Source organism: Streptomyces fradiae ATCC 10745 = DSM 40063, from assembly GCF_008704425.1.
GTDB lineage: Bacteria > Actinomycetota > Actinomycetes > Streptomycetales > Streptomycetaceae > Streptomyces > Streptomyces fradiae.
This window is the reverse complement of sequence record NZ_CP023696.1, coordinates 3,136,451-3,162,300: the sequence shown is the minus strand read 5'-3', so window position 1 is coordinate 3,162,300 and position 25,850 is coordinate 3,136,451. Positions and strand designations below refer to the sequence as shown.

At 70.5% G+C, this 25,850-nt stretch carries 20 protein-coding genes and 3 rRNA genes; 7 read left to right on the top strand and 16 right to left on the bottom strand.

Annotated features, from left to right (window positions below; translation table 11 throughout):
- Positions 1–56: 56 nt before the first annotated feature.
- Positions 57–1,799: an ATP-binding SpoIIE family protein phosphatase gene (locus tag CP974_RS13985; protein ID WP_031134582.1), complete on the top strand. Its 1,743-nt coding sequence runs from the start codon at positions 57–59 to the stop codon at positions 1,797–1,799.
- A 10-nt stretch (positions 1,800–1,809) separates the two neighbouring features.
- On the opposite strand, the gene CP974_RS13980 is transcribed toward CP974_RS13985, so the two are convergent.
- Positions 1,810–3,111: an MFS transporter gene (locus tag CP974_RS13980; protein ID WP_031134584.1), complete on the bottom strand. Its 1,302-nt coding sequence runs from the start codon at positions 3,109–3,111 to the stop codon at positions 1,810–1,812.
- A 115-nt stretch (positions 3,112–3,226) separates the two neighbouring features.
- On the opposite strand from CP974_RS13980, the gene CP974_RS13975 reads away from it, so the two are divergent.
- The 4 genes from CP974_RS13975 to rrf all read left to right on the top strand — a co-directional run bounded on the left by CP974_RS13975 (position 3,227) and on the right by rrf (position 9,582).
- Positions 3,227–3,781 (top strand): MarR family winged helix-turn-helix transcriptional regulator, encoded by a 555-nt coding sequence (locus CP974_RS13975; RefSeq protein WP_031134586.1) that lies wholly within the window; start codon positions 3,227–3,229, stop codon positions 3,779–3,781.
- Between the two features lie 645 nt (positions 3,782–4,426).
- Positions 4,427–5,954, top strand: a 16S ribosomal RNA gene (locus tag CP974_RS13970).
- A 313-nt stretch (positions 5,955–6,267) separates the two neighbouring features.
- Positions 6,268–9,386 (top strand): 23S ribosomal RNA (locus CP974_RS13965).
- A gap of 78 nt (positions 9,387–9,464) precedes the next feature.
- Positions 9,465–9,582, top strand: a 5S ribosomal RNA gene (gene rrf, locus CP974_RS13960).
- The 16S, 23S and 5S rRNA genes sit together here, the layout of an rRNA operon.
- An 86-nt stretch (positions 9,583–9,668) precedes the next feature.
- On the opposite strand, the gene CP974_RS13955 is transcribed toward rrf, so the two are convergent.
- Genes CP974_RS13955 through CP974_RS13930 form a run of 6 tightly spaced genes read right to left on the bottom strand, consistent with a single transcriptional unit; the run spans position 9,669 to position 15,240 of the window.
- Positions 9,669–10,181 (bottom strand): hypothetical protein, encoded by a 513-nt coding sequence (locus CP974_RS13955; RefSeq protein WP_031136124.1) that lies wholly within the window; start codon positions 10,179–10,181, stop codon positions 9,669–9,671.
- Complete coding sequence (locus tag CP974_RS13950; RefSeq protein ID WP_078915880.1) at positions 10,178–11,314, bottom strand: DNA polymerase III subunit beta family protein; 1,137 nt, start codon at positions 11,312–11,314, stop codon at positions 10,178–10,180. Before CP974_RS13950 ends, CP974_RS13955 begins: the two co-directional genes overlap by 4 nt.
- Before the next feature lie 33 nt (positions 11,315–11,347).
- A complete protein-coding gene (locus tag CP974_RS13945) occupies positions 11,348–12,064 on the bottom strand; it encodes a response regulator (RefSeq protein ID WP_078915879.1) in 717 nt (238 codons plus the stop codon).
- Positions 12,061–13,401: a sensor histidine kinase gene (locus CP974_RS13940; RefSeq protein WP_162530964.1), complete on the bottom strand. Its 1,341-nt coding sequence runs from the start codon at positions 13,399–13,401 to the stop codon at positions 12,061–12,063. The genes CP974_RS13945 and CP974_RS13940 overlap by 4 nt, the downstream gene beginning before the upstream one ends.
- Before the next feature lie 58 nt (positions 13,402–13,459).
- Entirely contained in the window at positions 13,460–14,329 is an 870-nt protein-coding gene (locus CP974_RS13935) for an ABC transporter permease (protein ID WP_031136116.1), read from the bottom strand.
- Entirely contained in the window at positions 14,326–15,240 is a 915-nt protein-coding gene (locus tag CP974_RS13930) for an ABC transporter ATP-binding protein (RefSeq protein WP_031136114.1), read from the bottom strand. Before CP974_RS13930 ends, CP974_RS13935 begins: the two co-directional genes overlap by 4 nt.
- Before the next feature lie 249 nt (positions 15,241–15,489).
- On the opposite strand from CP974_RS13930, the gene CP974_RS13925 reads away from it, so the two are divergent.
- Complete coding sequence (locus CP974_RS13925) at positions 15,490–16,098, top strand: GNAT family N-acetyltransferase (RefSeq protein WP_373276723.1); 609 nt, start codon at positions 15,490–15,492, stop codon at positions 16,096–16,098.
- Between the two features lie 39 nt (positions 16,099–16,137).
- Positions 16,138–16,353 (top strand): hypothetical protein, encoded by a 216-nt coding sequence (locus tag CP974_RS13920; protein ID WP_037940162.1) that lies wholly within the window; start codon positions 16,138–16,140, stop codon positions 16,351–16,353.
- Positions 16,354–16,365: 12 nt separating this feature from the next.
- Here CP974_RS13920 and CP974_RS13915 read toward each other — a convergent pair whose 3' ends face one another.
- The 9 genes from CP974_RS13915 to CP974_RS30985 form a co-directional block, all read right to left on the bottom strand.
- Positions 16,366–18,021: a DEAD/DEAH box helicase family protein gene (locus CP974_RS13915; protein ID WP_150485894.1), complete on the bottom strand. Its 1,656-nt coding sequence runs from the start codon at positions 18,019–18,021 to the stop codon at positions 16,366–16,368.
- 134 nt (positions 18,022–18,155) lie between these two features.
- Positions 18,156–19,565, bottom strand: coding sequence for an ATP-binding protein (locus CP974_RS13910; protein ID WP_031129409.1), 1,410 nt, complete (start codon positions 19,563–19,565; stop codon positions 18,156–18,158).
- 251 nt (positions 19,566–19,816) lie between these two features.
- Positions 19,817–21,379: an SCO6880 family protein gene (locus tag CP974_RS13905; RefSeq protein ID WP_031129408.1), complete on the bottom strand. Its 1,563-nt coding sequence runs from the start codon at positions 21,377–21,379 to the stop codon at positions 19,817–19,819.
- Positions 21,376–22,764: a membrane protein gene (locus tag CP974_RS13900; protein WP_031129407.1), complete on the bottom strand. Its 1,389-nt coding sequence runs from the start codon at positions 22,762–22,764 to the stop codon at positions 21,376–21,378. The genes CP974_RS13905 and CP974_RS13900 overlap by 4 nt, the downstream gene beginning before the upstream one ends.
- The gene (locus CP974_RS13895; protein ID WP_031129406.1) at positions 22,754–23,614 is read right to left on the bottom strand and encodes a DUF8175 domain-containg protein; all 861 of its coding nucleotides are present in this window, start codon (positions 23,612–23,614) and stop codon (positions 22,754–22,756) included. Before CP974_RS13895 ends, CP974_RS13900 begins: the two co-directional genes overlap by 11 nt.
- 137 nt (positions 23,615–23,751) lie before the next feature.
- Positions 23,752–24,060: a DUF8827 family protein gene (locus tag CP974_RS13890; RefSeq protein WP_031129405.1), complete on the bottom strand. Its 309-nt coding sequence runs from the start codon at positions 24,058–24,060 to the stop codon at positions 23,752–23,754.
- A gap of 389 nt (positions 24,061–24,449) precedes the next feature.
- The gene (locus CP974_RS30695; protein WP_023587499.1) at positions 24,450–24,578 is read right to left on the bottom strand and encodes a hypothetical protein; all 129 of its coding nucleotides are present in this window, start codon (positions 24,576–24,578) and stop codon (positions 24,450–24,452) included.
- 497 nt (positions 24,579–25,075) lie between these two features.
- Positions 25,076–25,420, bottom strand: a complete 345-nt coding sequence (locus CP974_RS13885) for a DUF397 domain-containing protein (RefSeq protein WP_037936934.1) — start codon at positions 25,418–25,420, stop codon at positions 25,076–25,078.
- 11 nt (positions 25,421–25,431) lie between these two features.
- Complete coding sequence (locus CP974_RS30985) at positions 25,432–25,677, bottom strand: Scr1 family TA system antitoxin-like transcriptional regulator (RefSeq protein WP_078915395.1); 246 nt, start codon at positions 25,675–25,677, stop codon at positions 25,432–25,434.
- Positions 25,678–25,850: the final 173 nt, after the last annotated feature.

Genomic DNA, 25,850 nt, shown 5'->3' with positions numbered 1-25,850 from the left:
CCACACCTGCACAGAGTGACCCGGCACGGCAACGACACCACGAGGCATAGAGATCCGTGAACTTCACGCGTTGGAGCGCCCGCTTCCCCGGTACGCAGCGCCGCGCCGCCGCGCGCCGCACCGACCGCGCGGGCTCGCCGGCGCGGCGTGGTGAAGGCTCCGTGCCCGCCGCCCGCGGCGCGTACGCGCAGCCGCACGCGCCCGGCACCACCGGCCCGGACGACGACCCGGCGGCGCCCCCCGGCGTCTCCGGCGGACCACCCGCCCCCACCGCGCGCCCCGCGCCCCCCGCGCTGGAGGACTTCTCCGTACGGGAGATCCTCGGCCACCTCCCCGGCCTGGTCGCCCTCACCTACGGCACCGACCACCGCCTCGCCTACGTGAACGACGCCTACGCGACCGCCTTCGGCCGCCGCGCCCCCGGCGGCACCGCCGCCGAGACCTGCCCCGAGCTGGCCGAGCTCGGCCTCCTCCCGCTGATGGACCAGGTCCTGCGCAGCGGCAGGTCCCGCACGGTCAAGAGCCGCCGCTCCCAGGGCGGCGGCTTCTACACGGTGTCCTGCCTCCCCGTCGACGTCCCCGCACACCACGGCCAGCCGGCGCGGCCCGGCGGCGGCGTCCTCGTCCACGCCGCCGACGTCACCGACCACGCCGAGGCGGCCGAGCGGCTCCGCGCCAGCGAGCGCCGCCACCGCCAGACGGCCGTCACCCTCCAGCGCTCCCTCCTCCCGCAGGAGCTGGAGCAGCCCGACGACCTGCGGGTCGCCGCCACCTACCAGCCCGGCGGCACCGACGCGGCGGTCGGCGGCGACTGGTACGACGTGATCACGCTCGGAGCCGGGCGCACCGCGCTCGTCATCGGCGACGTGATGGGGCGCGGCGTGCGCGCCGCCGCCGTCATGGGCCAGCTCCGCACCGCCGTCCGCGCCTACGCGCGCCTGGACCTCCCGCCCCACGAGGTGCTCCAGCTCCTCGACGGACTGGCCGCCGAGATCGACGCCAGCCAGATCGCCACCTGCGTGTACGCGGTCCACGACCCCAACGAGGGCCGCCTCGTCTACGCGTCCGCCGGGCACCTGCCGATCCTCGTCCGCGACGAGGACGGCACCGTCCGCCGCGCCGCCGACCCCACCGGCCCGCCCCTCGGCACGGGCGGCTGGCTGCACACGTCGGGCACGATCGCCCTCCCGCCCGGCTCCACCGCCGTCCTCTACACGGACGGCCTCGTCGAGCGGCGGGGCGAGGACATCGACGAGGGCGTCGCCGCCCTGGAGCGCGCCCTCTCCGGGGCGTCCGGCTCCCCGCAGGTCGTCTGCGACCGCCTCCTGCGCTCGCTGGGCGTCACCGCGGAGCACGACGACGACGTGGCGGTCCTCGTCCTCCAGCACCCCTCCCGCACCGGACCCGACGCGGAGCTGTTCCACAACGCCGCACTGGACCTGCTGGGCGGCGTCGAGGCCGCCCCGCGCGCGCGTGCCTTCGCCTCGGGGGTCCTCTCCAGCTGGCGCTTCCCGGTGGAGCTGCGCGACCTCGGGGTCCTCGCCACCAGCGAGCTCGTCGCCAACTCCCTCCAGCACGGCACGCCGCCGATGCGGCTGCGGCTGCGCCGCACGGACCGGCGGCTGATCATCGAGGTGACGGACGGCGACGACCACCTGCCGCGCCGCCGTCGCGCGGAAACGGAGGACGAGGCGGGTCGCGGCATCTCCATCATCGCCACGATCGCCTCGTCCTGGGGCTGCCGCCGCACTCCGGGCGGCGGCAAGGCCGTGTGGTGCGAGTTCGCCCTGCCGGGCTGACCCGCTCCGGTCAGGCGGCCGACTCCACCGGCCGCCCCTCCGGCGCGCGCCGGGCCACCACCCGCGAGCGGGCCACGGCGTACGGGTGGTCCTGCGCGGTGGTGAGCCCCCGGCCCAGCCGCACCGCGAGGACGCTGATCCCCAGCGAGAACAGCACGAACGTCACGATGTACGGGCCGTGCAGCGCCGCTCCCATCGGACCGCCGATCGCCGGTCCCACCGCCAGCGCCAGCTGCTTCACCAGCGCGAAGGCCGAGTTGTACTGGCCCACCATCGACTCCGGCGCCAGGTCCGCCACGAGCGGTGCCACGGTCGGCGACAGCATCGCCTCGCCCAGCCCGAACAGCCCGTACGTGGTGATGAAGGCCGCCGTGGCCATGGCCTGGCTGCCGTGCCCGAGCCCCGCGTACCCGGCGATCAGCCACGCGACGGCCCAGATCAGGCCCACCGCCGCGATGACCCGCGTCCGGCGCGCCCGCTCCACGAAGCGCAGCACCAGGAACTGGGCGACGACGATCACGGCCGTGTTGGCCGCCAGCGCCATGCCGAGCGTCGAGGGCGCGATCCCGGCGGCCTCCGTGCCGTACGCGGCCAGACCCGACTCGAACTGCCCGTAGCAGGCGAAGAAGAGCACGAAGCCCAGCACACACAGCTGCACCATCGCCCGGTGCCCGAGCAGCGCCCGCAGCCCACCCGACCGCGGGCCCGCCTCCTGGCCGGGCCGCGCGTCCGCGATGGTGGGCGTACGGGGCATCCGCACGGTCGCCCCGATAACCGCGAGGACCAGGAACATGGCCGCCTCGATGGAGAACAGCAGCAGGAAGCTTCCGGGGCGGCTCTCGTCGACCAGCTGGCCGCCGATGAGCCCGCCGAGCCCGAGGCCCAGGTTCTGCAGGAAGAACTGGAGGGCGAACGCCCGCGTCCGCGCGTCGGGCGCCGAACTCCACACGATCATCGTGGCCAGTGCCGGCTGCATCACGGCCGTACCGGCGCCGAGCAGCAGCGCCGCCCCCACGACGGTGGCCACGCTGCCCGCCACGCCCATGGCCAGCGCGCCCAGCGCCGCCAGCAACGCGGCACCCACCAGCACGGGCAGCGGCCCGCGCCGGTCGATGGTCCTGCCGGTGAACGGCAGGACGGCGAGAGCCGCCATGGCGAAGACCGCCAGCACGGCACCCGCCGCACCGGCGCCCAGCTCCCGCACCTGAGCCACGTACACGTACAGATACGGAACCGTGAACCCGAGCCCGAACGCGCTCAGCGCGTTGCCCGCCTGGATCCGGCGCATCGCTGCGCCCCTCGCCTTGGTCACACTCACCCACTTCGAATCCGTAAGCCTGAAGGCTCAAGACTTCAACAGTAAACTTCGAACGTGAACTCTACACACCGAAGGACTTAGACGCCAAGTGACGTGGGATACTCGCCGCATGCCCGAAGCCCAGGAGCCGAGCGCCGAGCCGACCCTCGACGAGCAGATCGCCGCCTACCAGCGCGAGTACCGCGACCTTGACCCACAGGTCGAGGAGGTCGTCTCGGCACTCGGCCGGCTGAACCGGCGCATGAACGTGGCGTACGGACGCCAACTCGCCGAGCTCGGCATCAGCAACGCCGAGTGGGAGGTCCTCAAGACCCTCGTCCTCGCGGGCACCCCCTATCGGATGGGCCCCAGCGAACTGGCGAAGCGACTGGGCCTCACCCCGGCGGCGATGACGCACCGCATCGACCGGATGGCCGGCGACGGGCTCGTGACCCGCGACCGCGACGAGACCAACCGGGTGCGCGTCATCGTGGAGCTGACCGACGAGGGCCGCGCCAAGTGGCTGGAGGCCATGCGCATGGCCACGGCCTTCGAGGGGGACCTGCTCCAGGACCTCTCCGGCGACGAGCGGGGCGTCCTAGGAGAGCTGCTGATCCGCCTGCTGCGCCGGGTGGAGCACGCCCAGCCCGACGCGGGCGGCCGGCTCACGGATTTGGAAGGCTGAGCGGCCCCCCAGGGGCAACGGCGCATGCCGACGGGGGCTTGACACGCTCTTCGCCGGTCCGTAAGGTTCTCCGAGTTGTCACGGGACCTGAACGGTTCCGCGGCAGCCACTCCGCCGCGAACAGCGGCACCAAACCTCAGTGCGATCTCCCAACAGGGTCGATTTCGGCATGCCGGAATTCGATTCGGGAAGCCCGATTATGAGCAACCGGGGAAATCCGCTAGAGTTTGGGACGTCGGAACGGCCCAACAGCCGTGATGGCGAATCCCGCTGACTGGGAATCAGGCCCGAAAGGATCTGATAGAGTCGGAACCGCCGGAAAGGGAAAGCGCGAAAGCGCAGAACAGCCCGGCAGCCCGCTCCAGCGGGTGGCGGAAACGGAAAACGGATCTGCTAGGCTGGAAACACCGAAGGGAAGCGCCCGGAGGAAAGCCCGCAGGGAAGCCTGAGGGTGAGTACAAAGGAAGCGTCCGTTCCTTGAGAACTCAACAGCGTGCCAAAAGTCAACGCCAGATATGTTGATAACCCCGTCTCTCAGAGACGAGGTTCCTTTGAAACACACAGCGAGGACGCTGAGAACCAGAAGGATCATTCCTCCTTCCGGTTCCGCTCAACGCGAGTGTTCACCCGGATTACCGGGAAGCATTCACGGAGAGTTTGATCCTGGCTCAGGACGAACGCTGGCGGCGTGCTTAACACATGCAAGTCGAACGATGAACCCACTTCGGTGGGGGATTAGTGGCGAACGGGTGAGTAACACGTGGGCAATCTGCCCTGCACTCTGGGACAAGCCCTGGAAACGGGGTCTAATACCGGATACGACCACTTCAGGCATCTGATGGTGGTGGAAAGCTCCGGCGGTGCAGGATGAGCCCGCGGCCTATCAGCTAGTTGGTGAGGTAACGGCTCACCAAGGCGACGACGGGTAGCCGGCCTGAGAGGGCGACCGGCCACACTGGGACTGAGACACGGCCCAGACTCCTACGGGAGGCAGCAGTGGGGAATATTGCACAATGGGCGAAAGCCTGATGCAGCGACGCCGCGTGAGGGATGACGGCCTTCGGGTTGTAAACCTCTTTCAGCAGGGAAGAAGCGAAAGTGACGGTACCTGCAGAAGAAGCGCCGGCTAACTACGTGCCAGCAGCCGCGGTAATACGTAGGGCGCAAGCGTTGTCCGGAATTATTGGGCGTAAAGAGCTCGTAGGCGGCCTGTCACGTCGGATGTGAAAGCCCGGGGCTTAACCCCGGGTCTGCATTCGATACGGGCAGGCTAGAGTTCGGTAGGGGAGATCGGAATTCCTGGTGTAGCGGTGAAATGCGCAGATATCAGGAGGAACACCGGTGGCGAAGGCGGATCTCTGGGCCGATACTGACGCTGAGGAGCGAAAGCGTGGGGAGCGAACAGGATTAGATACCCTGGTAGTCCACGCCGTAAACGTTGGGAACTAGGTGTGGGCGACATTCCACGTCGTCCGTGCCGCAGCTAACGCATTAAGTTCCCCGCCTGGGGAGTACGGCCGCAAGGCTAAAACTCAAAGGAATTGACGGGGGCCCGCACAAGCGGCGGAGCATGTGGCTTAATTCGACGCAACGCGAAGAACCTTACCAAGGCTTGACATACACCGGAAACACCCAGAGATGGGTGCCCCCTTGTGGTCGGTGTACAGGTGGTGCATGGCTGTCGTCAGCTCGTGTCGTGAGATGTTGGGTTAAGTCCCGCAACGAGCGCAACCCTTGTCCCGTGTTGCCAGCAGGCCCTTGTGGTGCTGGGGACTCACGGGAGACCGCCGGGGTCAACTCGGAGGAAGGTGGGGACGACGTCAAGTCATCATGCCCCTTATGTCTTGGGCTGCACACGTGCTACAATGGCCGGTACAAAGAGCTGCGATACCGCAAGGTGGAGCGAATCTCAAAAAGCCGGTCTCAGTTCGGATTGGGGTCTGCAACTCGACCCCATGAAGTCGGAGTCGCTAGTAATCGCAGATCAGCATTGCTGCGGTGAATACGTTCCCGGGCCTTGTACACACCGCCCGTCACGTCACGAAAGTCGGTAACACCCGAAGCCGGTGGCCCAACCCCTTGTGGGAGGGAGCTGTCGAAGGTGGGACTGGCGATTGGGACGAAGTCGTAACAAGGTAGCCGTACCGGAAGGTGCGGCTGGATCACCTCCTTTCTAAGGAGCACTTCTAGGCCACCACGGTGGTCCAGAGGCCAGTACATCAGCGAACGTCTGATGCTGGTTGCTCATGGGTGGAACGTTGACTACTCGGCAGGTTCGACCAGTTCGGTCTTCTCTAGTACTGCTCTTCGGAGCGTGGAACGAGGGATACGGAACGGCGGTCTGCCGGGCACGCTGTTGGGTGTCTGAGGGTGCGAGCGTTGCTCGCCCTTCGCGATGCCGGCCCCAGTGAACTCGCTACTTCGGTGGTGGGGTGATGGGTGGCTGGTCGTTGCTTGAGAACTGCACAGTGGACGCGAGCATCTGTGGCCAAGTTTATAAGGGCGCACGGTGGATGCCTTGGCACCAGGAACCGATGAAGGACGTGGGAGGCCGCGATAGGCCCCGGGGAGCTGTCAACCGAGCTTTGATCCGGGGGTGTCCGAATGGGGAAACCCGGCAGTCGTCATGGGCTGTCACCCTTACCTGAACACATAGGGTAAGTGGAGGGAACGAGGGGAAGTGAAACATCTCAGTACCCTCAGGAAGAGAAAACAACCGTGATTCCGGGAGTAGTGGCGAGCGAAACCGGATGAGGCCAAACCGTATGCGTGTGATACCCGGCAGGGGTTGCGCATGCGGGGTTGTGGGATCTCTCTTTCACGGTCTGCCGGCCGTGAGACGAGTCAGAAACCGTTGATGTAGGCGAAGGACATGCGAAAGGTCCGGCGTAGAGGGTAAGACCCCCGTAGCTGAAACATTGACGGCTCGTTTGAGAGACACCCAAGTAGCACGGGGCCCGAGAAATCCCGTGTGAATCTGGCGGGACCACCCGCTAAGCCTAAATATTCCCTGGTGACCGATAGCGGATAGTACCGTGAGGGAATGGTGAAAAGTACCGCGGGAGCGGAGTGAAATAGTACCTGAAACCGTGTGCCTACAAGCCGTGGGAGCGTCGGACATGCTTTGCATGTCTCGTGACTGCGTGCCTTTTGAAGAATGAGCCTGCGAGTTTGCGGTGCGTTGCGAGGTTAACCCGTGTGGGGAAGCCGTAGCGAAAGCGAGTCCGAATAGGGCGATCGAGTAGCGCGCTCAAGACCCGAAGCGGAGTGATCTAGCCATGGGCAGGTTGAAGCGGAGGTAAGACTTCGTGGAGGACCGAACCCACCAGGGTTGAAAACCTGGGGGATGACCTGTGGTTAGGGGTGAAAGGCCAATCAAACTCCGTGATAGCTGGTTCTCCCCGAAATGCATTTAGGTGCAGCGTCGTGTGTTTCTTGCCGGAGGTAGAGCACTGGATAGGCGATGGGCCCTACCGGGTTACTGACCTTAGCCAAACTCCGAATGCCGGTAAGTGAGAGCGCGGCAGTGAGACTGTGGGGGATAAGCTCCATGGTCGAGAGGGAAACAGCCCAGAGCATCGACTAAGGCCCCTAAGCGTACGCTAAGTGGGAAAGGATGTGGAGTCGCAGAGACAACCAGGAGGTTGGCTTAGAAGCAGCCACCCTTGAAAGAGTGCGTAATAGCTCACTGGTCAAGTGATTCCGCGCCGACAATGTAGCGGGGCTCAAGCGTACCGCCGAAGTCGTGTCATTGCAGCATAAGCCCCAACGGGTGCTGTGATGGGTAGGGGAGCGTCGTGTGCCGGGTGAAGCAGCCGCGGAAGCGAGTTGTGGACGGTTCACGAGTGAGAATGCAGGCATGAGTAGCGATACACACGTGAGAAACGTGTGCGCCGATTGACTAAGGGTTCCTGGGTCAAGCTGATCTGCCCAGGGTAAGTCGGGACCTAAGGCGAGGCCGACAGGCGTAGTCGATGGACAACCGGTTGATATTCCGGTACCCGCTTTGAAGCGCCAGCGCTGAACCCAGCGATGCTAAGCCCGTGAAACCGCCGTGTGCGTCTTCGGACAAGCACGGAGTGGTGGAGCCGGTGGCCCAGACTGGTAGTAGGTGAGCGATGGGGTGACGCAGGAAGGTAGTCCAGCCCGGGCGGTGGTTGTCCCGGGGTAAGGGTGTAGGACGTTACGTAGGTAAATCCGCGTGACACATAGTCTGAGACCTGATGCCGAGCCGATTGTGGTGAAGTGGATGATCCTATGCTGTCGAGAAAAGCCTCTAGCGAGTTTCATGGCGGCCCGTACCCTAAACCGACTCAGGTGGTCAGGTAGAGAATACCGAGGCGTTCGGGTGAACTATGGTTAAGGAACTCGGCAAAATGCCCCCGTAACTTCGGGAGAAGGGGGGCCACTTCTGGTGATCACTCTTGCAGTGTGAGCTGGGGGTGGCCGCAGAGACCAGCGAGAAGCGACTGTTTACTAAAAACACAGGTCCGTGCGAAGCCGTAAGGCGATGTATACGGACTGACGCCTGCCCGGTGCTGGAACGTTAAGGGGACCGGTTAGCTTGGATTCGTCCGGGCGAAGCTGAGAACTTAAGCGCCAGTAAACGGCGGTGGTAACTATAACCATCCTAAGGTAGCGAAATTCCTTGTCGGGTAAGTTCCGACCTGCACGAATGGCGTAACGACTTCTCGACTGTCTCAACCATAGGCCCGGTGAAATTGCACTACGAGTAAAGATGCTCGTTTCGCGCAGCAGGACGGAAAGACCCCGGGACCTTTACTACAGTTTGATATTGGTGTTCGGTTCGGCTTGTGTAGGATAGGTGGGAGACTGTGAAACTGTGACGCCAGTCATGGTGGAGTCGTCGTTGAAATACCACTCTGGTCGTGCTGGATGTCTAACCTGGGTCCGTGATCCGGATCAGGGACAGTGTCTGATGGGTAGTTTAACTGGGGCGGTTGCCTCCTAAAGGGTAACGGAGGCGCCCAAAGGTTCCCTCAGCCTGGTTGGCAATCAGGTGTTGAGTGTAAGTGCACAAGGGAGCTTGACTGTGAGACCGACGGGTCGAGCAGGGACGAAAGTCGGGACTAGTGATCCGGCGGTGGCTTGTGGAAGCGCCGTCGCTCAACGGATAAAAGGTACCCCGGGGATAACAGGCTGATCTTCCCCAAGAGTCCATATCGACGGGATGGTTTGGCACCTCGATGTCGGCTCGTCGCATCCTGGGGCTGGAGTCGGTCCCAAGGGTTGGGCTGTTCGCCCATTAAAGCGGTACGCGAGCTGGGTTTAGAACGTCGTGAGACAGTTCGGTCCCTATCCGCTGCGCGCGCAGGAACATTGAGAAGGGCTGTCCCTAGTACGAGAGGACCGGGACGGACGAACCTCTGGTGTGCCAGTTGTTCTGCCAAGGGCATGGCTGGTTGGCTACGTTCGGGAGGGATAACCGCTGAAAGCATCTAAGCGGGAAGCCTGCTTCGAGATGAGTGTTCCCACCTCCTTGAGAGGGTAAGGCTCCCAGTAGACGACTGGGTTGATAGGCCGGATATGGAAGCCCAGTGATGGGTGGAGTTGACCGGTACTAATAGGCCGAGGGCTTGTCCTCAGTTGCTCGCGTCCACTGTGTTAGTTCTGAAGTAACGAACACCGCCATGTTGCCGGTTGGTTGTTATCTTCATAGTGTTTCGGTGGTCATAGCGTTAGGGAAACGCCCGGTTACATTCCGAACCCGGAAGCTAAGCGCTTTCAGCGCCGATGGTACTGCAGGGGGGACCCTGTGGGAGAGTAGGACGCCGCCGAACTATCATTCAGCCTCGGGCCTGGAAACCATGTTTCCAGGCCCGAGGCTTTTCTGCGTTTCCGGGCCGGGCGGGGGCCGGGGCGTGCTTTACGCGGTGCGTCCCGGCGCGGTGTCCCGTTTGGCGGTGTCGCGCCGGGCCACGGCCTCGGCCACCTGGCGGATCGCCGTGCGCAGCAGGGCACCGTAGCCGTCCCGGGGCAGGGCCGGGGCGCTCTCCTCAGCGGCGTTCAGGTGCTCCGCCGCAGCCTCGAACGACCCGAGACGACGGAAGTCGTCGGCGAGGTTGAGGTGCAGGGAGGGGAAGAAACCCGCGATGTGCAGGGCCGCGTGATGCTGTTGGACGCGCTGATCGGTCACCGCGCCGGCGGCGTCCAGCGCCCGGATGTCCCACGCCAGTGCCTGTGCGGGGTCCTCGTACAGGTCCGCCAGGTGGTGAGCGAGTGTGCAGCGGTGCAGTGGGTCGCCGGTGACCCCGATCCCGGACCAGAGGCTCAGGAGTTTCCGCCGTGCGGCGGCGACGTCGCCCTCCCGGGCTTCGGCGACCGCCTGCCCGATGGCGTTCATGGTCGGGTCGGTGGGGTGAGAGGGGGCGGTGGTCATTCGAGGGTGTCCTTGTCGGGGGGCAGGGGGTCATCGGAGGGGCTCAGGGGCTCAGGGGCTCGGTGGGCTTGGTGGTCGGGGGCTGCGGGCATGGCCAGGGTGGTGAGGTCGCCGCGATCGGCGGAGCGGATCGTGACGGGGAGGTCGTGTCCTCGCAGGTCGAGCATCACCTCGGGACCGAGGGCCGTGCTGACGGCCGGGTAGAGCGTGGTGAACGCGAAGCGGGCCCGGAGGTCCGGTCCCGCCACGGTGGCCGGCAGCCGGACGCCTGAGGGCCCGTCGCCGTCTGACAGGACGTACAGGGCGTGACGGGCCGTCCGCAGCGTGATCAGCTCGCCCGCGTGGTGCTCGAGGGCGTGGAGGAGCGGGTTCCTGTCGACCGTCACACGGGTGCCGACCTCCGGCAGCGACGCCAGCATCAGGCGGTGGTCGGGGAACGGGTCCGGTAGCAGCCGGCAGTAGCGGTCCTCTCCGTCCGCCGTGCGGAGCCGCACCGCGTGCGGGGCCGCTTCGACGCGTACGAGGACGCTGCGGCGCATCGCGGCGACCGCGCCTCGCACGTCGTCACCGTCGACGGTGGCCGCCCACGCGCTGCCCACCGGCTCGGCGGGGACCAGGCCGCGTGTGGAGAGCCGGTAGCGGTCGGTCGCGGTCAGGGTGACCGCCTCGCAGGACGCCTCGACGCGCAGCCCGCCGAGTACGGGCAGGTCCGGATCGCATCCGGCCGCGGTCAGGACCTGCTCGACGGCGTCCGCCAGTACGGGGCCCTTCACCACGGCGACCGGCCGCCGCGGCGCCTCGGCCCGCGAGGCCACGAAGGCGGCTGCCTTCCGCCGTACCGCCGCCGCGTCCCCGAGGACCTTCGCCACGTGCTCGTCGACGAGCCGGGCGGCTTCCGCCGGGTCGGCGTCGAGCACTGCCCGTACGGTGGGGAGGGGCATGGCGATCTCACGGAGCCGCCGCAGGTCGGAGGCGCGTGTCACCTGCTCGGAGCCGTAGGAGCGGTAGCCCGTGACCGGGTCGACCTCGGCCGGGACGAGGAGCCCGCAGTCGGCGTAGAACCGCAGGGCGCTCGCGGTCAGACCGGTTCGGCGGGCGAAGAGACCGATCGGCATCATCTCGGGGTTCGGCACCCGGCCATCGTGGGGCTTCGACCCACTCGAAGGTCAACGCCTGGTCGGGGGCCCGTGGGGGTCTGCTGCCGGTGCGGGCCGGTCGCTCTGGGAGTCCGGGCGCACCAGGCGGGTGTCGTACGCCAGGATGACCGCCTGGACCCGGTCCCGGGAGCCGGTCTTCGCCAGGATGCGGCCCACGTGGGTCTTCACCGTGGACTCCGCCAGGTGGAGGCGGCTCGCGATCTCCGTGTTCGTCCAGCCCCGGCCGATCACGGTCAGGATCTCCCGTTCCCGCTCCGTCAGCGACGCCAGCCGCGGGTCCGGGTGCGCCCCCGGTGCGGGCGGCAGGTGCGCGGCGTACGCGTCCAGCAGCCGGCGCGTCAGCCGGGGCGCCACCACGGCGTCGCCCGACGCCACGGCCCGCACCCCCGCCAGGACCTCCTCCGGCCGGGCGTCCTTCAGCAGGAACCCGCTCGCGCCGGCCCGCAGCCCCGCGTACGCGTACTCGTCCAGGTCGAACGTCGTCAGGATCAGCACCCTCGTGCGGCCCCCCGACGCCACGATCCGGCGGGTCGCCTCGATGCCGTCCATGCCCGGCATCCGGATGTCCATGAGCGCCACGTCCGGCCGTGTCTCGGCCGCCAGCCGGACGGCCTCGCCGCCCGTACCGGCCTCGCCCGCGACCGACAGGTCGTCCTGGCTCTCCAGCAGCATGCGGAAGCCGAACCGCTGCAGCGGCTGGTCGTCCACGATGAGCACCGTCGTCATGTCACCGCATCCTTCGGTAGGGAGAGGCGGACGCGCCAGCCGGCGGCCGGGGGCGGCAGCGGGCCCGCTTCCAGGGCCCCCTCGTACAGCGCCGCGCGCTCCCGCATGCCCGTCAGCCCGCGGCCCTCCGCGCGGGGGCCCGGCACCGGGGGCGTCCGCGCGCCGCCGCCCGTGTCGGTGACCGTGACGGCGACCCCGCCACCGTCCTCGTACGACACCTCCACCGTCGCCGTCGCCCCCGGTCCCGCGTGCTTGAGGGTGTTCGTCAGCGCCTCCTGCACCACCCGGAAGACTGTCAGCTGGCGGCCCGGCGGCAGGGGAGGCGCCTCCCCGCGGACCGTGTGGCGCACCGGCAGGCCCGCCGCCCGCACCCCCTCCAGCAGCTCGTCCAGGTCCGCCAGCGCGGGCTGCGGGGCCAGCTCCGGCGGCGTCACGGGTGCGGTGGGGGTCCCGGGCTCTCCCGGCTCCCCCGGCGCTCCGGGTGTGGACGGGTCGTCGCGCAGGACGCCGAGGAGGCGGCGCAGCTCCGTCAGGGCCTGGCGGCTCGTCGACGCGATGCCGTCCAGCGCCTGCGCGGCCCGCTCCGGGGACTTCGCCGCCGCGTACCGGCCGCCGTCCGCGAGCCCCGTGATGACCGACAGGTTGTGGCCGATGATGTCGTGCATCTCGCGGGCGATGCGGGCCCGCTCCGCCGCCGCGGCCAGCCTGGCCTGCTGGTCCCGCTCCACTTCGAGCCGGCGCGCCCGCTCCACCAGCGACGCCGTGTACTCGCGCCGGGTGCGGACGGCCACCGCGCCGAGCACCACCAGGGCGAACAGCCACAGCGGTGCCCCGACCGACTGGACCCACCCGTCCCGGGGGAACCGCACCGCGCCCACCACCAGCGGCGGGGCCAGCAGCGCCACCGCCCACCACAGCCGCCGCAGCGGCTGCCGCAGGGCCACGCCGAACACGGCCACCTGCTGGATCAGCGCCGCCTGGAGCAGCGCCCCCGTCCACTGGCTCACCAGCGCCGCCGGGGCCATCACCGCCAGCACCGCCAGCGGGTGGCGGCGGCGCCACAGCAGCGGCACCGACAGGAACAGGCTCAGGACCGTGACCAGTCCGGACGGCACGTCGGGGTCCGCGGCGGTGTTCCGCCAGCCGCCGCCCGCCTCCGTCAGCGCGGCCACCACGAAGAACCCCGTCAGCATCGCGTCCCACACCAGCGGGCGGCGCCCGTCGAACGCCCGCACCCGGTGCAGCGCCGCCTGCACGCGGGCCGTCAACGCCCCCGCGCCGCCCGCCTGGTGGTGATCCATGCCGCCCATCGTCGTACGTCTGCTCTCGTCAGTCATTCTCGACGTCCTGTCTCGGCCTCGTCGCCCGGTCCCCCTCGCCCGGCCCCGTGTGCCGTCACACGTCGCGGCGCCGCAGCAGGACCCCGGCGAGCGCCAGCGTCCCGCCCGCCCACAGCAGCAGCGCCGCCAGCGCCGCGCCCGGTGACGCCGCGCCCGGCAGCGGGGTCGACGAGCCGAGCGCGTACGCGGCCTGTGTGGGGAAGTACCGCACCGCCTGCTCCGTCACCTCATAGGGAAGGGCGCCCAGGATCTCGGGGACGACCACGACTCCGCCGATGAACGCCCCGAGCGCACCCGGCACCGAGCGGAGCAGCGCGCCCAGACCCAGGGCGACGAGCGCAACGAGCGTGACGCCCGCCGAACTCCCCACCAGCGCGGCCGGGACGCCGTCGTCCCACAGCGAGCCCGCCTTGTCGGTGTCCGCGAGGAGGAACTGCGCCGCGGGGTACGAGACCAGGGCGGCGGTGAGGCTGGCGGCGAACGCCGTCGCGGTGAAGACGGCCGCCTTCGCCCACAGGACGGGCAGGCGGGCCGGTACGGCGGTCAGCGTCGAGCGGATGGAGCCCGTGGCGTACTCGCCCGCGGTGACCAGGATGCCGAGGACGGCGAGGCAGATCTGCGACAGCAGGGTGCCCTGGAGCACCATCACCACCGGGTCGATGTCCGAGTCGCCCCCGCCCGACTCGTACGTGCCGCCCATCAGCAGCGCCACGCCGACGACGAGGGCCACCGCCGTGGCGGCGGTGATGCGGGAGGAGCGCAGGGAGAGGAGCTTGAACCACTCCGCGTGCAGGACCCGGAGGGGGGTGACGGTGTGGGGGTGGGGAGTGGCTCGGGTCGGTGTGGTGGGTCGGGTGGGTGCCGTGGGTGGGGCGGGCGGTGTGAGGGAGGTGGGGGAGGTGGGCGGTGTGGGTGCGGGGGTCATGCGGTGGCTCCCTGGTACTCGACGGTGTCGCGGGTGAGGTCCATGAACGCCTGCTCCAGTGACGGGTCGCGCGGCGTCAGCTCGTACAGCGGGATGGCCAGTTCCGCGGCGGCCCGCCCGATGCCCGGTGCCTCCACGCCCCGTACGTCCAGCTCCTCCGGGCCCTCGGCGGCGACCGAGGCGTGCGGGTGCGCGGCCAGGAGCGCCCGGCGCAGGTCCGCCGCGCGCGGGGTGACGACGCGGACGGTCCGGCCGCCGGAGCGGCGTACGAGGTCCTCGACCGTGGTGTCGGCGAGCAGCCGGCCGCGGCCGATGACGATCAGGTGGTCCGCGGTGAGCGCCATCTCGGACATCAGGTGGGACGAGACGAGGACGGTGCGGCCCTCGGCGGCCAGCGAGCGCAGGAGGGTGCGGATCCACAGGACGCCCTCCGGGTCGAGGCCGTTGACCGGCTCGTCCAGGACGAGCGTCTCCGGGTCCCCGAGGAGGGCGGACGCGATGCCCAGGCGCTGTCCCATGCCGAGGCTGAAGCCCTTCACGCGGCGGTCGGCGACCCCCGTCAGGCCGGCCAGCTCCAGTACCTCCGCCACGCGGCGGCGCGGCAGGCCGTGGGTGAGGGCGAGCGCATGGAGGTGGGCGCGGGCGGTGCGGCCGGGGTGGACGGCGCGGGCCTCCAGCAGGGCGCCGACCTGGGTGAGGGGCGCCGGGTGGGCGGCGTACGGGCGTCCGCCGACGGTGGCGTGGCCGCGGGTCGGGGCGTCCAGGCCGAGGACCATGCGCAGGGTGGTGGACTTGCCGGCGCCGTTCGGGCCGAGGAAGCCGGTGACGGTGCCGGGGCGGACGGTGAAGGTCAGTTCGTGGACGGCGGTTCTGGTGCCGTACGTCTTGGTGAGTTCGTGTGCCCGGATCATGTCGCCGACGCTACGGAGCGGCGTGCCGCGGGGCGTCCGACCGTGGACGGGAGCGGCGGCGGGGGTGTCGTACCGGGGTATGACGGGGTGGGGGTGGGGCTGGGGGTGGGCTGGGCGTGGAGTCGGGCGTGGAGTCGGGGGTGGTGGAGCGGAGCGGGCTGGGGTGGGTGGTGGGTGGCTGGGGCGGTGGGTGGGGAGGGCGCTGGGAAAGGGGTTGCGGGGTGTGGGGGCGGGTTGAAGGATCGGGGGATGGCGGTGACGTATGCGGTGCGGTCCGTGCGGGGCGAGGAGTGGCGTGAGGTCCGGCGGTTGCGGCTGGACGCGCTGCGGGACCCGGTGGCGCCGCTCGCCTTCCTCGACACGTACGAGGACGCCGTGGCGCGCCCCGACGGGTACTGGCGCGAGCGGACCGAGGGGGCGGCGGAGGACAGCGGTACGGCCCGGCAGTTCGTGGCGGTCGCGCCGGACGGGCGGTGGGTCGGGTCGGTGACCGCCTTGGTGGAGCGGCGGGGCGCGCACGTGCCGTTCGGCGAGGCCCCGGAGATGGACCAGACGCACCTGGTCGGTGTGTACGTGCGGCCCGAGGCGCGGGGCACGGGGCTGGCGCCGCGGCTGCTCGCCTCGGCCGTGCGGTGGTCGTGGGCGCTGCGAGACCCGGTGGTGGGGCGAGCACGGCTGTACGTGCACGAGCGGAACGGGCGGGCGGCGGCCCTGTACCGGCGGGCGGGGTTCGAGCCGACCGGCCGGACGCTGCCCGTGCAGGGCGAGCCCGGGGCGGTCGAGGTCGAGTACGCGGTGGTGCGGCCGGCGGGGGTGCCCGGCGGGTGCGCGGAAGACCTCGGTCCGCTCGGGGACTGAGCGGGCCCGTGCGGGCGGTGGGCCGGAGACTGCCGGGGTGTGATCGGTGCCGGCCGCGCGACGACGACCAGGACGGAGGGACGGGGCGTGGGCGAGGAGCCGTCGACGTGGGGGGAGCTCCTGCTGTCCTTCGCCCTCGTGGCCGCCGTCCCCACGGTCGTCGGAGGGGCGGTGGTCCTGACCCTCGTCGGCCTGACGGTGTGGCTCACGGCGCCGCTGCGGCGCCGTCGGCGGCCCCGTTCCGGTGGCCGCTAGTCCATGGGGCCGTCAGGGTGCCGGTCGGTCGAGGGGGGTCTGCCAGCGGGCGCGGGCCTGTTCCCGGGAGCGGAGCAGGACGAGCGTCGGCAGGCGGTCGCCGTGCCCCGGCGCGAGGAGCTCCGGGAGGCGGGGGAGCGGGGCGACCGCGGCCACGTCGTCGAGGACGAGGGTCAGCGGCGGCTCGATTGGTGGGTCGAGCCGACCGTCGGATGACCGTGCGGCCATGCGGCGGCCGTGCTCGACCACGTGCGAGGTGAGGGCGGTGAGGAGGGGCATCGCACCGGGGTCGGTCCGAGGGTCCTCGATCGGTTCGCCCACCACATAGAGGGTGCCCCCCTCGGCGGCGAATGATGCGAGCGCCAGGGTGTCGGTTCGGTGCGGGGTGCACGCCTCGCGGACGTGGACCAGCGACAGGGCGGTGAGGGCACGTGCCGTCAGCGCCCGTGCGGCGTCCCGGCGTTCCGGGTGGGCGGTGAGCGCGGACTCCAGGAGGCCCGCGTGGCCGCCCGCCGCCTTGGGGTGCGTACGGAGGATGCGGACCGGCTCGTGGGCGGTGCCGTGGTGCTGTGCCCAGCGGTGGACCTGCTTGAACGGCCGCCCGTCGACGGCCGCCGCGTGCAGCCAGCAGCGCAGCAGCGTCTCGGCGGTGTCGGCGACGGCGGCGTCCAGGCGGGCGCGGGGCCGTACCGGGGCGAGGAGCGCGGCGGCGCGGGAGGCGGCCGTCGCGGTGTCCTCGCAGCCTTCGGCGGGCGACCAGTGGAGGCGGGCCGGGGTGTCGCAGAGGTGGCCGGGGTCGTACAGGACGACGGGGCCGAGCTTGGCGCGGGCGTCCTTGGTGTCGGCCCACAGGGTGGGGTCGGACGTCACGACGAGGGCGGGGCCCGCGGCTTCCAGGATCGCCTGGAGGGCGTGCGGGCGGCGCGCGGCCCGATCGCCGTACAGCAGGCGCGGCCCGGTCTGGCCGGGTGCGGTCTGGCCGGGCTCGGGGATGGTGGGGAGGGGTGGAGGGGTGGGGGTGTGGTGGGTGTGGTGGGTGTGGGCTTGCGGGGTGTGGGCGGCGGGCAGGGGGGCCGGTCGCGTGGTGGGCGCCGCCAGGGCCGGCGGGTGCGCGCCGTGCGGGTGGGCGTGTGCGGTCGGCGGGTGGGTGGAGGGGTGGGGCGCGGGTGACTGGTGGGCGACGGGCGCTGGGGTCGTGCGGGGTTCCGGCACGGGGGTGCGTACGGGACCCTCCGTCGGGTCGCCCGCGCGGCCGGGCACCTGTGCCGGGTCGGCCGTCGCAGGGTCGGCCGCCGCCGGGGTGGCCGCCACGGCCTCCGCCTGCGGGGCCTTCCTCAGGCCGGGCCTGCCGCCCTGGGCGCGGGCGGCGGCCCGTACCGCGCGCCAGCGGGCGTACGTGCCCACCACGAACACCGCCAGCACCACCGCCACCATCACTTCGCCGATCAGCAGCCCCCAGAACACCCCGTGGCCGGGGAGCTGATCGGCGGGCGTCTCCGGCCAGGCGCCCACCAGGTCGCGCGGGTCGCCGATCAGGTGGCGCAGGGCCTGCGGGGTGCGGGTGAAGGAGACCCCGCCCGGCCACGAGCCGTGCGCGAGCAGCCCGGCCAGGCCGGTCGCCGTCCACACCAGCACCGTCACGCCCAGCAGGAACCCCAGCAGCCCCACGAGCAGCCCGTCGGGGACGCCGCCCCCGGTGCGCCCGCCGTGGCCTCCGCCCGTACCACCCGGGCCGCCCGGTACGTTCGGGCCGCCGTGCGTCGCGCCGGACGCGCCGTACGGGCCGTGCGTGCCGTCCACGGTCAGGCCACCGTCGACTCGGGCGAGCCGTTCATCTGCCGCTCCATCAGGGCCGCTCGCTGCTCCGCCTCCCACTCGGCGGCCTTCAGGTCGTCGGGCAGCTCGGGCGCGGACGACTCGGTCATGGCGCGGTCGGTGTAGACGAGCGGCCGCTCCGCCTCGGTGATGAGGTGCTTGACGACCTGGACGTTGCCGTTGACGTCCCACACCGCGATGCCGGGCGTCAGGGTGGGAATGATCTCGACGGCCCAGCGTGGCAGGCCGAGCACCCGCCCGGTCGCCCGTGCCTCGTCGGCCTTCTGGGCGTAGATCGTCCGCGTGGAGGCCATCTTCAGGATCGCCGCGGCCTCCCGCGCCGCCGCGCCGTCGACCACGTCGCTGAGGTGGTGGACGACGGCCACGAAGGACAGACCGAGGCGCCGGCCGAACTTCAGCAGCCGCTGGAAGAGCTGCGCCACGAAGGGGCTGTTGATGATGTGCCAGGCCTCCTCGACCAGGAAGATGCGCTTCTTCCGGTCGGGGCGGATCCAGGTGTGCTCGAGCCACACGCCGACGATCGCCATCAGGATGGGCATGGCGATGGAGTTGCGGTCGATGTGCGAGAGGTCGAAGACGATGAGCGGGGCGTCGAGGTCGATGCCGACGGTCGTCGGCCCGTCGAACATGCCGCGCAGGTCGCCGTCGACGAGCCGGTCGAGGACCAGCGCCACGTCGAGGCCCCAGGCGCGTACGTCGTCCAGGTCGACGTTCATCGCCTCCGCCGACTCGGGCTCGGGGTGGCGGAGCTGCTCCACGATGTCGGTGAGGACCGGCTGGCGGTCGGTGATGGTCTCGTTGACGTACGCGTGGGCGACCTTCAGGGCGAAGCCGGACCGCTCGTCCAGGCCGTGGCCCAGGGCGACCTCGATGATGGTGCGCAGCAGCGCGAGCTGGCCGGTGGTCGTGATGGACGGGTCGAGCGGGTTGAGGCGGATGCCGTCGTCGAGGGCGGCCCTCGGGTCGAGGCGCACGGGGGTGATGCCCAGCTCCTCGGCGATGAGGTTCCACTCGCCGACGCCGTCCTCGCCCTGCGCGTCGAGGACGACGACCTGGCGGTCGCGGAAGCGGAGCTGGCGCAGCACGTACGTCTTCTCCAGCGCCGACTTGCCGTTGCCGGACTCGCCGAGGACCAGCCAGTGCGGGGCGGGGAGCTGCTGGCCGTACAGCTGGAACGGGTCGTAGATGTACCCCTTGCCGCTGTACACCTCGCGGCCGATGATCACGCCGGAGTCGCCCAGGCCGGGGGCGGCGGTCGGCAGGTACACGGCCTGGGCCTGGCCGGTGGAGGTGCGCACGGGCAGGCGGGTGGTCTCCACCTTCCCGAAGAGGAAGGAGGTGAAGGCTTCGGTGAGGACGGACAGCGGATCGCGCATCATCAGGCCCCTATCGTCCTATCGTCTCGTCCTGGGGGTGTGGTCTGCGGGCTCCCGCGCCGCGCCGGCCGGTCCGGCCGGGCCTGGCCTGGTGGGAGCGGGCCTGGCGGGGGCGGTCCTGGCGGGGGCGGCCGGTTCCGCTTGGGTGTCCCGTACGGCCGGTGCGGCCTCAACGGCGCGCGCGCACCGCGGGCCCGGCTCGGCACCTGCGGTCGGCTGGGCACGAGCGGCTGGTACGGCCGGTGCGGCGGTCACCGGCGGATGCCGGTCGCGAACGGCAAGGTGTTCACGAAGGCCCGGTGGTGCTCGCGGTCGCACCACTCCAGCTTCAGGTACGACTTGCCGGCGGACGCCCGGATCGTGCGCTTGTCCCGCGCGAGGGCCTCCGGGGAGCGCGACGACACGGTGATGTACCCCACCAGGTTCACCCCGGCCGCGCCGCTGGCGAGGTCCTCACCCCGCTGGTCGAGCCGGCCGTGGGCGGCGATGTCGCGCGGGTCCACGGTGCGGTTCATCTTCGCGGCGCGGCTGGCCTCGGCCTCGTCGTTGGTCTTCTCGGTGAGCATCCGCTCGATGGCGATCTCGGTCGGCTCCAGGTCCATGGTGACGGCGACCGTGCGGATCACGTCCGGGGTGTGGACGAGCAGCGGGGCGAGGAAGTTGACCCCGACGGGGGTCATCGGCCACTCCTTGACCCACGCCGTGGCGTGGCACCAGGGGGCGCGGGTCGCGGACTCGCGGGTCTTCGCCTGGAGGTGCGTCGGCGACGCCGCGTCCAGCTCGGCGGGCCAGGCGTTGCGCTTGGACATGGCCTGGATGTGGTCGATCGGGTGGTCCGGGTCGTACATGGAGTGGATCAGCGACGCGAGGCGGGACTGGCCGAGCGGCTGGCGGACCCGGATGTCGGCCTCGGCGAGGCGGGCGCAGATGTCGGTCAGCTCGCGGGCCATCACCACGGCGATCCCGGCGTCCTTGTCGAGCCGCTGCCGCCGGCCGCCGGGGCCGGTGTGACGCGCGGCGCGGGCGATGGCGTGTGCCTCGGCGGCCAGTTCGCGGGTGTAGTGCATGCAGGCGACGAGGTAGGCGCGGTGCTGCTCGCTGGAGGTCGACACCATGGAGAGGAGCTGGTCGTAGGAGTCGAGCAGCCAGCGCGGGGCGTTCGGGTCGCCGCGCTGGGCGACGTCCTTGGCGTGGGCGTCGGGGTCGGCCGGGAGGGTCCGGGCGAGCATCTGGATGCGGGTGACGAAGCCGTCCCCGTTGGCGACGTGCTTGAGGAGGGTGCCGAAACGGTCCACCAGGGCTTCCTGGTCCTCGCTGTCGCGCAGGCCGACGCCGGGGCCCTCGATCTCGATGGCCGCGGTGACCGTGCGGCGGTCGGCGTGGAGCAGTACGGCGATCTCGTCGGGGCCGAAGGGGGCGGAGAGCCAGTTGATGCGGCCGATGCCGGGCGGAGGCGCGATCTCGACCTCGCGGCCGTCGAGGCGGGTGCCCGCCTCCATCGCGCCGGAGCGGTACGCGGTGCCCTGGCGGAGGGTCCGCTTGTAGCTGCGGTTCACCTCGTACCAGCGGTAGAAGGTGCGGCCCCGGTAGGGGACGTACACGGCGGCGAGGGCCAGCATCGGGAAGCCGGCGAGCAGCACGATCCGCAGGGAGAGCACCGGTACGAGGAGGCCGCACATCATGCCGACGAACGCGCCGGCGATGATCAGGGCGATCTCGCCGGTCTCGCGGTTCTTGCCGATGATCGCGTTCGGCCGGGCGCGGCCGATGAGATACGTGCGGCGGGGCGTGATCGCGTGGGACTGGGTCGTCACCGCCCTCCACCTCCTGAGCTGTTGTTGCTGTTGTTACCCGTGTTGCCGGTGCCGCGGCTGGTGTGCGGGCTGCCGGTGGTCGAGGGGGCGCTCGGCGCGCTGCGGGGCGCGGGGGTGGCGGTGGCGCCGGGGGCCGGGCCGGTGGGGGCGCTGCCGCGGCTGCTGTGGGCGGCGACTCCGCCGGCCACGGCGCCGGCTCCCGCCCCTGCCGGGGCGCCGCCGCCGCTGTGCTGGTGGCTGCGGGAGCTGTGGGTCTTGATGCCCTGGGAGACCAGCGCGGCGGGGGAGGAGATGACGGCGGCGGCCTGGGCGCCGTCGGTGGCCTGCTTGCGGTTGGTGCGGGCGGTGGCGATCTCGTCGCCGAAGCCGGGCACGAAGCGGTAGATCGCGGCGGACGCGAAGATGGCGAGCAGGATGATGGCGAGGCCGGAGACGACGGCGGAGAACGCGTCGGGACCGTCGCCGGAGGAGAGCGCCCCGGCCAGCCCGAGGACGATCACGATCACCGGCTTGACGAGGATGATCGCGATCATGATGCCGGCCCAGCGGCGGACGTGGCCCCACATGTTCCTGTCGACGAGCCCCGCGTACACCACCGTGCCGAGCAGGGCGCCCACGTAGAGCAGGGCGGCGCGGATGACCAGCTCCAGCCACAGGATGCCGGCGGCGAGGATCGACACGAGCGCGACGACGATCATCATGATGGGGCCGCCGCCGATGTCGTCGCCCTTCTTCAGGGCGGCGGAGAACGACCCGAAGAACGCGTCGGTCTGCCCGCCCGTACCGGAGGCGATCACCTCGGTGACCCCGTCGGTCGCGGACACCACGGTGTGCAGGATCAGCGGCGTGAACGCGGAGGCGAGGACGGTGAGCCACAGGAACCCGACGGCCTCCGAGATCGCCGTGCCCAGCGCCACGCCCCGGATGGCCCGCTTGGCCACGGCGAGCAGCCACAGGACGAGCGTGAGGATGGTGGAGGCGGCGAAGACGACGGCGTACTGCTTGAGGAACTGCGGGTTCGTGAAGTCGACGGCGGCCGTGCTCTCGACGGCCTCGCTCAGCTTGTCCACGGTCCACGCGGCGGCGTTGGCGCAGCCGCGGGCGAGGGAGGACAGCGGGTCGAGGGCGTCGCCGGGCTCGAGGGGGTTGACGGAGCGGGAGGTGCTGCCGGGGTCGTCGCTCTCGCAGAAGTCGCGGGTGGGGCCGACGATGAGCTCACAGTCGTTGTCGTTCGACGGTGAGGAGGTCGGGGCGGGTGATGCACCCGGACTGGGGGCTGTCGGTGTCGGTTCGGCGTACGCCCGCGAGGCGAAGAGTACGGCGGACGTCTGGACGGCTGCGAGGAGGGCGGCGGCCCGCAAGGCGCGGCGCGGCTTACCGGGCATAGGTGAAGCCTCCGAACTCCTCGACTGCCGCCGCGATCTCATCGGCGTTCGACGCTGTGCGGTCGGCGCTCACCGGCGCGGGGCCGTCCTTCTGGGAGAAGCTCTCCACCTTCCAGTCGCCGCCGGACCAGAGCAGCTTGATGGTCATGGTGAACCAGTCGCTCGTTACCGGGTTGGTGGAGCTGACACCGGCGGTGCCGAAGACACCGGTGCACCAGACCTCGACGGTCGCGGCTCGACTGTCCAACTCGACGATCTTGGTGCCCACGGGGGCCGCGCGGGAGACGTACGTCATGCCGGGGGCCGCGTTGCCGTCGGCGTCCAGGCCCAGCTTGGCGAGGAACTGCGGGCTGTACGCCTTGTCGAAGTCGGCTTCCAGGGACTTGACCCGACTCGGTACGAAGACGCGCCGCAGTATCTCCGGGCGCTCCTGGGGCTTGATGATCCCGGCTGAGACCAGCGCCACCGCGTAGTTCGCCGCCGCGCTCTGCGCGCCCTGCTCGTCTTGGGCGAAGCCCGACGGGATCGTGCCGTTCTTCCCGGTGACGGGCTTCGTGCCGGTGGCCGCGGTCGGGGCGGGGCCGCCCTCGCGGGGGGCCTTGGCGGTGCCGCCGTCGCCGTCCCCGTCGCCCGAGCGGTTCGCGAAGGCGATGGCGGCGATCAGCAGGACGACCACCCCGACGACCGTGACCAGCGACCGGGTGGTGCGCTGCGGGCGCCGGTGGGGGTCGCCGAAGCCGTCGCCGTACTCGTCGACGGCCTCGTCCCCGGGGTGCGTGCGGGTACGCGCCCGCCCCGTTCCGCCCCTGCCCCGGCCGCTCCCGCCTCCGTACTCGTCGCCGAAGCTCATGACGGGTACGCCTCCTCGAACGATGGCTGCATCTGCCGTACTGCTGTCCGCGTCGCGTGCGCGGTGTGGTGAGTGGACATCAGGAGACGCATCCTCTGCGGGCGCCGGAGCTGGAGGCGGGTCGGGCGGGACGGCGGCTAGACGGCCATCCCGTAGACGATGGTGAACAGCGTGCCGAGCGATCCGATGATGAAGACGCCGGTCAGGCCGGCCACGATCAGGCCCTTGCCCTGCTCGGCGCTGAACGTGTCGCGCAGCGCGGTGGCGCCGATGCGCTGCTTGGCCGCGCCCCAGATGGCGATGCCGAGGCACAGCAGGATGGCCACGGCCATCACGATCTCGACCATCAGGCGCGCCTGGTTGCCCAGGCTCCCGAAGGGCCCCCAGTTCGGGGCGATTCCGCCAATGATGGTGGTGATGTCGCCCTTCTCGGCCGCCAGGAACATGTAACTCACCGCCCCTTATCGGTAGTTTGACGGCCCGCCGGATGACACGGGCCGTCAACTATCTTCGCTGATCGAACCGCCGTCGTACGACGTCTTGGCGGGTCTCTTTACCCGATCACCGCACGTTTGACCGGCCCGACCCCTCTGACCTGCGGAGGCTCGGGGTCCGGCCCGTACGGATACACGCATGGTGACTCTGTGTATCACGGTGCGTGACTGCGGGCAATGACCGTCGTTGTCCCTTAACTGGGGGTTTGTCGACGGAACGGCGACGCCGCCGCCGGAAGTCTCCGGCGGCGGCGCGGACGTGGTGCGTGTACTGCGTGTGGTGCGTGGTGCTGGGCGAGGTCTGATCGCCCGTCAGGGCTCCGTCGGAACCCCCGTCAGGGTCAGGACTGTCCCGTCTGGGAGAAGAGGAAGTAGCCCAGAACCACGATGGCGACGGCGGTCAGTGCGATGACGGCGATCGCGGCGGCCGTTCCCCCGGAGTCCCCGAGACGGCTCACCTTGTTCCCCATGGTGCTCTCCTGTGGTGCTGGCCCCGGCTGGTCGTGGTGCCGGGGTGTGAACGACAGCCGTTTGCGGCTGCACGCCCCAGCGTAGCGCAGTGGTCCAGACCACTTGGAGGGGGCCGGGTGGAGGGTGACGGTGAGTCGGGAAGGGCCTTCCGGAGGGGGTGCCCCGGGGTCCGCCCCTGAGGGCTCTCCCTGGTGCGGCCGGGCGCCGCACCCCGCACGACTCTGGTGCGTCGCGGTATCCGTGCAGGTCAAAGGGGATCGACCGGGCAGGGTCGACTCCGGCAGCGAATCTGACGGACGGTCTGCTCAAGGGAGGACGAGGGAAAGCCCGCCGTGGTTGCGTCCCGTCCGTGTGATGTCCGCAGCGCCTGCGCGCGGGGTGCGGGCGGAGGGGGCCACCCGGCGCGGACCGGCTGGAGTGTTCTCCCGATGTTCACTTGCGTACAGCTTTCGTTCGCCCTCCTCCGGGCCGGGCGGTACGCGGACGGGCGCCGCTCTCAGCCCGCCGGCCGGTCGAACTCGCCGTCCCGCACCCCGGCGGCGAAGGCCTCCCACTGCGCGGTGGTCGTGGTGACGACGAGGCCCTGGTCGTCGGGGCTCCGCAGGAGCAGGCGCCCGCCGGGACCGGGCTCCGCGTCCGGCCGGGGCAGCCGCCCGTCCCCGATGGCCCGCCGCCAGGCCCTCCAGGTGGCGGGGGCCAGCGTGAGCACGGTGCCCGACGGGTCGCTGCTCTCGGTCAGTCTGACGGCGCCCTGGGGGGCGGGGGCGAGGTGTATGCAGGCGTCGCCGGTGGCGCAGTGCGAGGACTTGCGCCAGGCGGCCTGGCCGAACGTGCTGTGCATCGAGGGTCCCTTCACAGGTCTCGGGCGATGGCGTGGATGAGGTCGCGGGACTTCTCCGGCTCCAGGGCGACCGCTTCCATGCGGTCCAGGAGCATCCGGTACTCCTCCAGTTGGCGCGGGGTGTCCAGGTGTCCGGCCTGCGTGACAGGCGGGTTCTCGGGCGCAGGACGACGCGGCCCTGGGCGTCGTGCTCGTAGCGGACCCGGCTCGCGCGGATGACGCCGGAGCCCGTGTACGCGCTGGGCCCGTCGCCTCATGGGCGGGGGTGGTCTGGAGTGTGGCCGTGCCGGTGTCGCCTCTGTGTGACCTGCCCCCGGTGTGGTCATGCGACGGATGATCACATGTGCTGGTTTTCGGATGCAATGCGCTTTCATGCCTACGTGGGACGGGCTTCGGTACCTAGACTGGGCTCGGCGGTGGCGGTCCTACT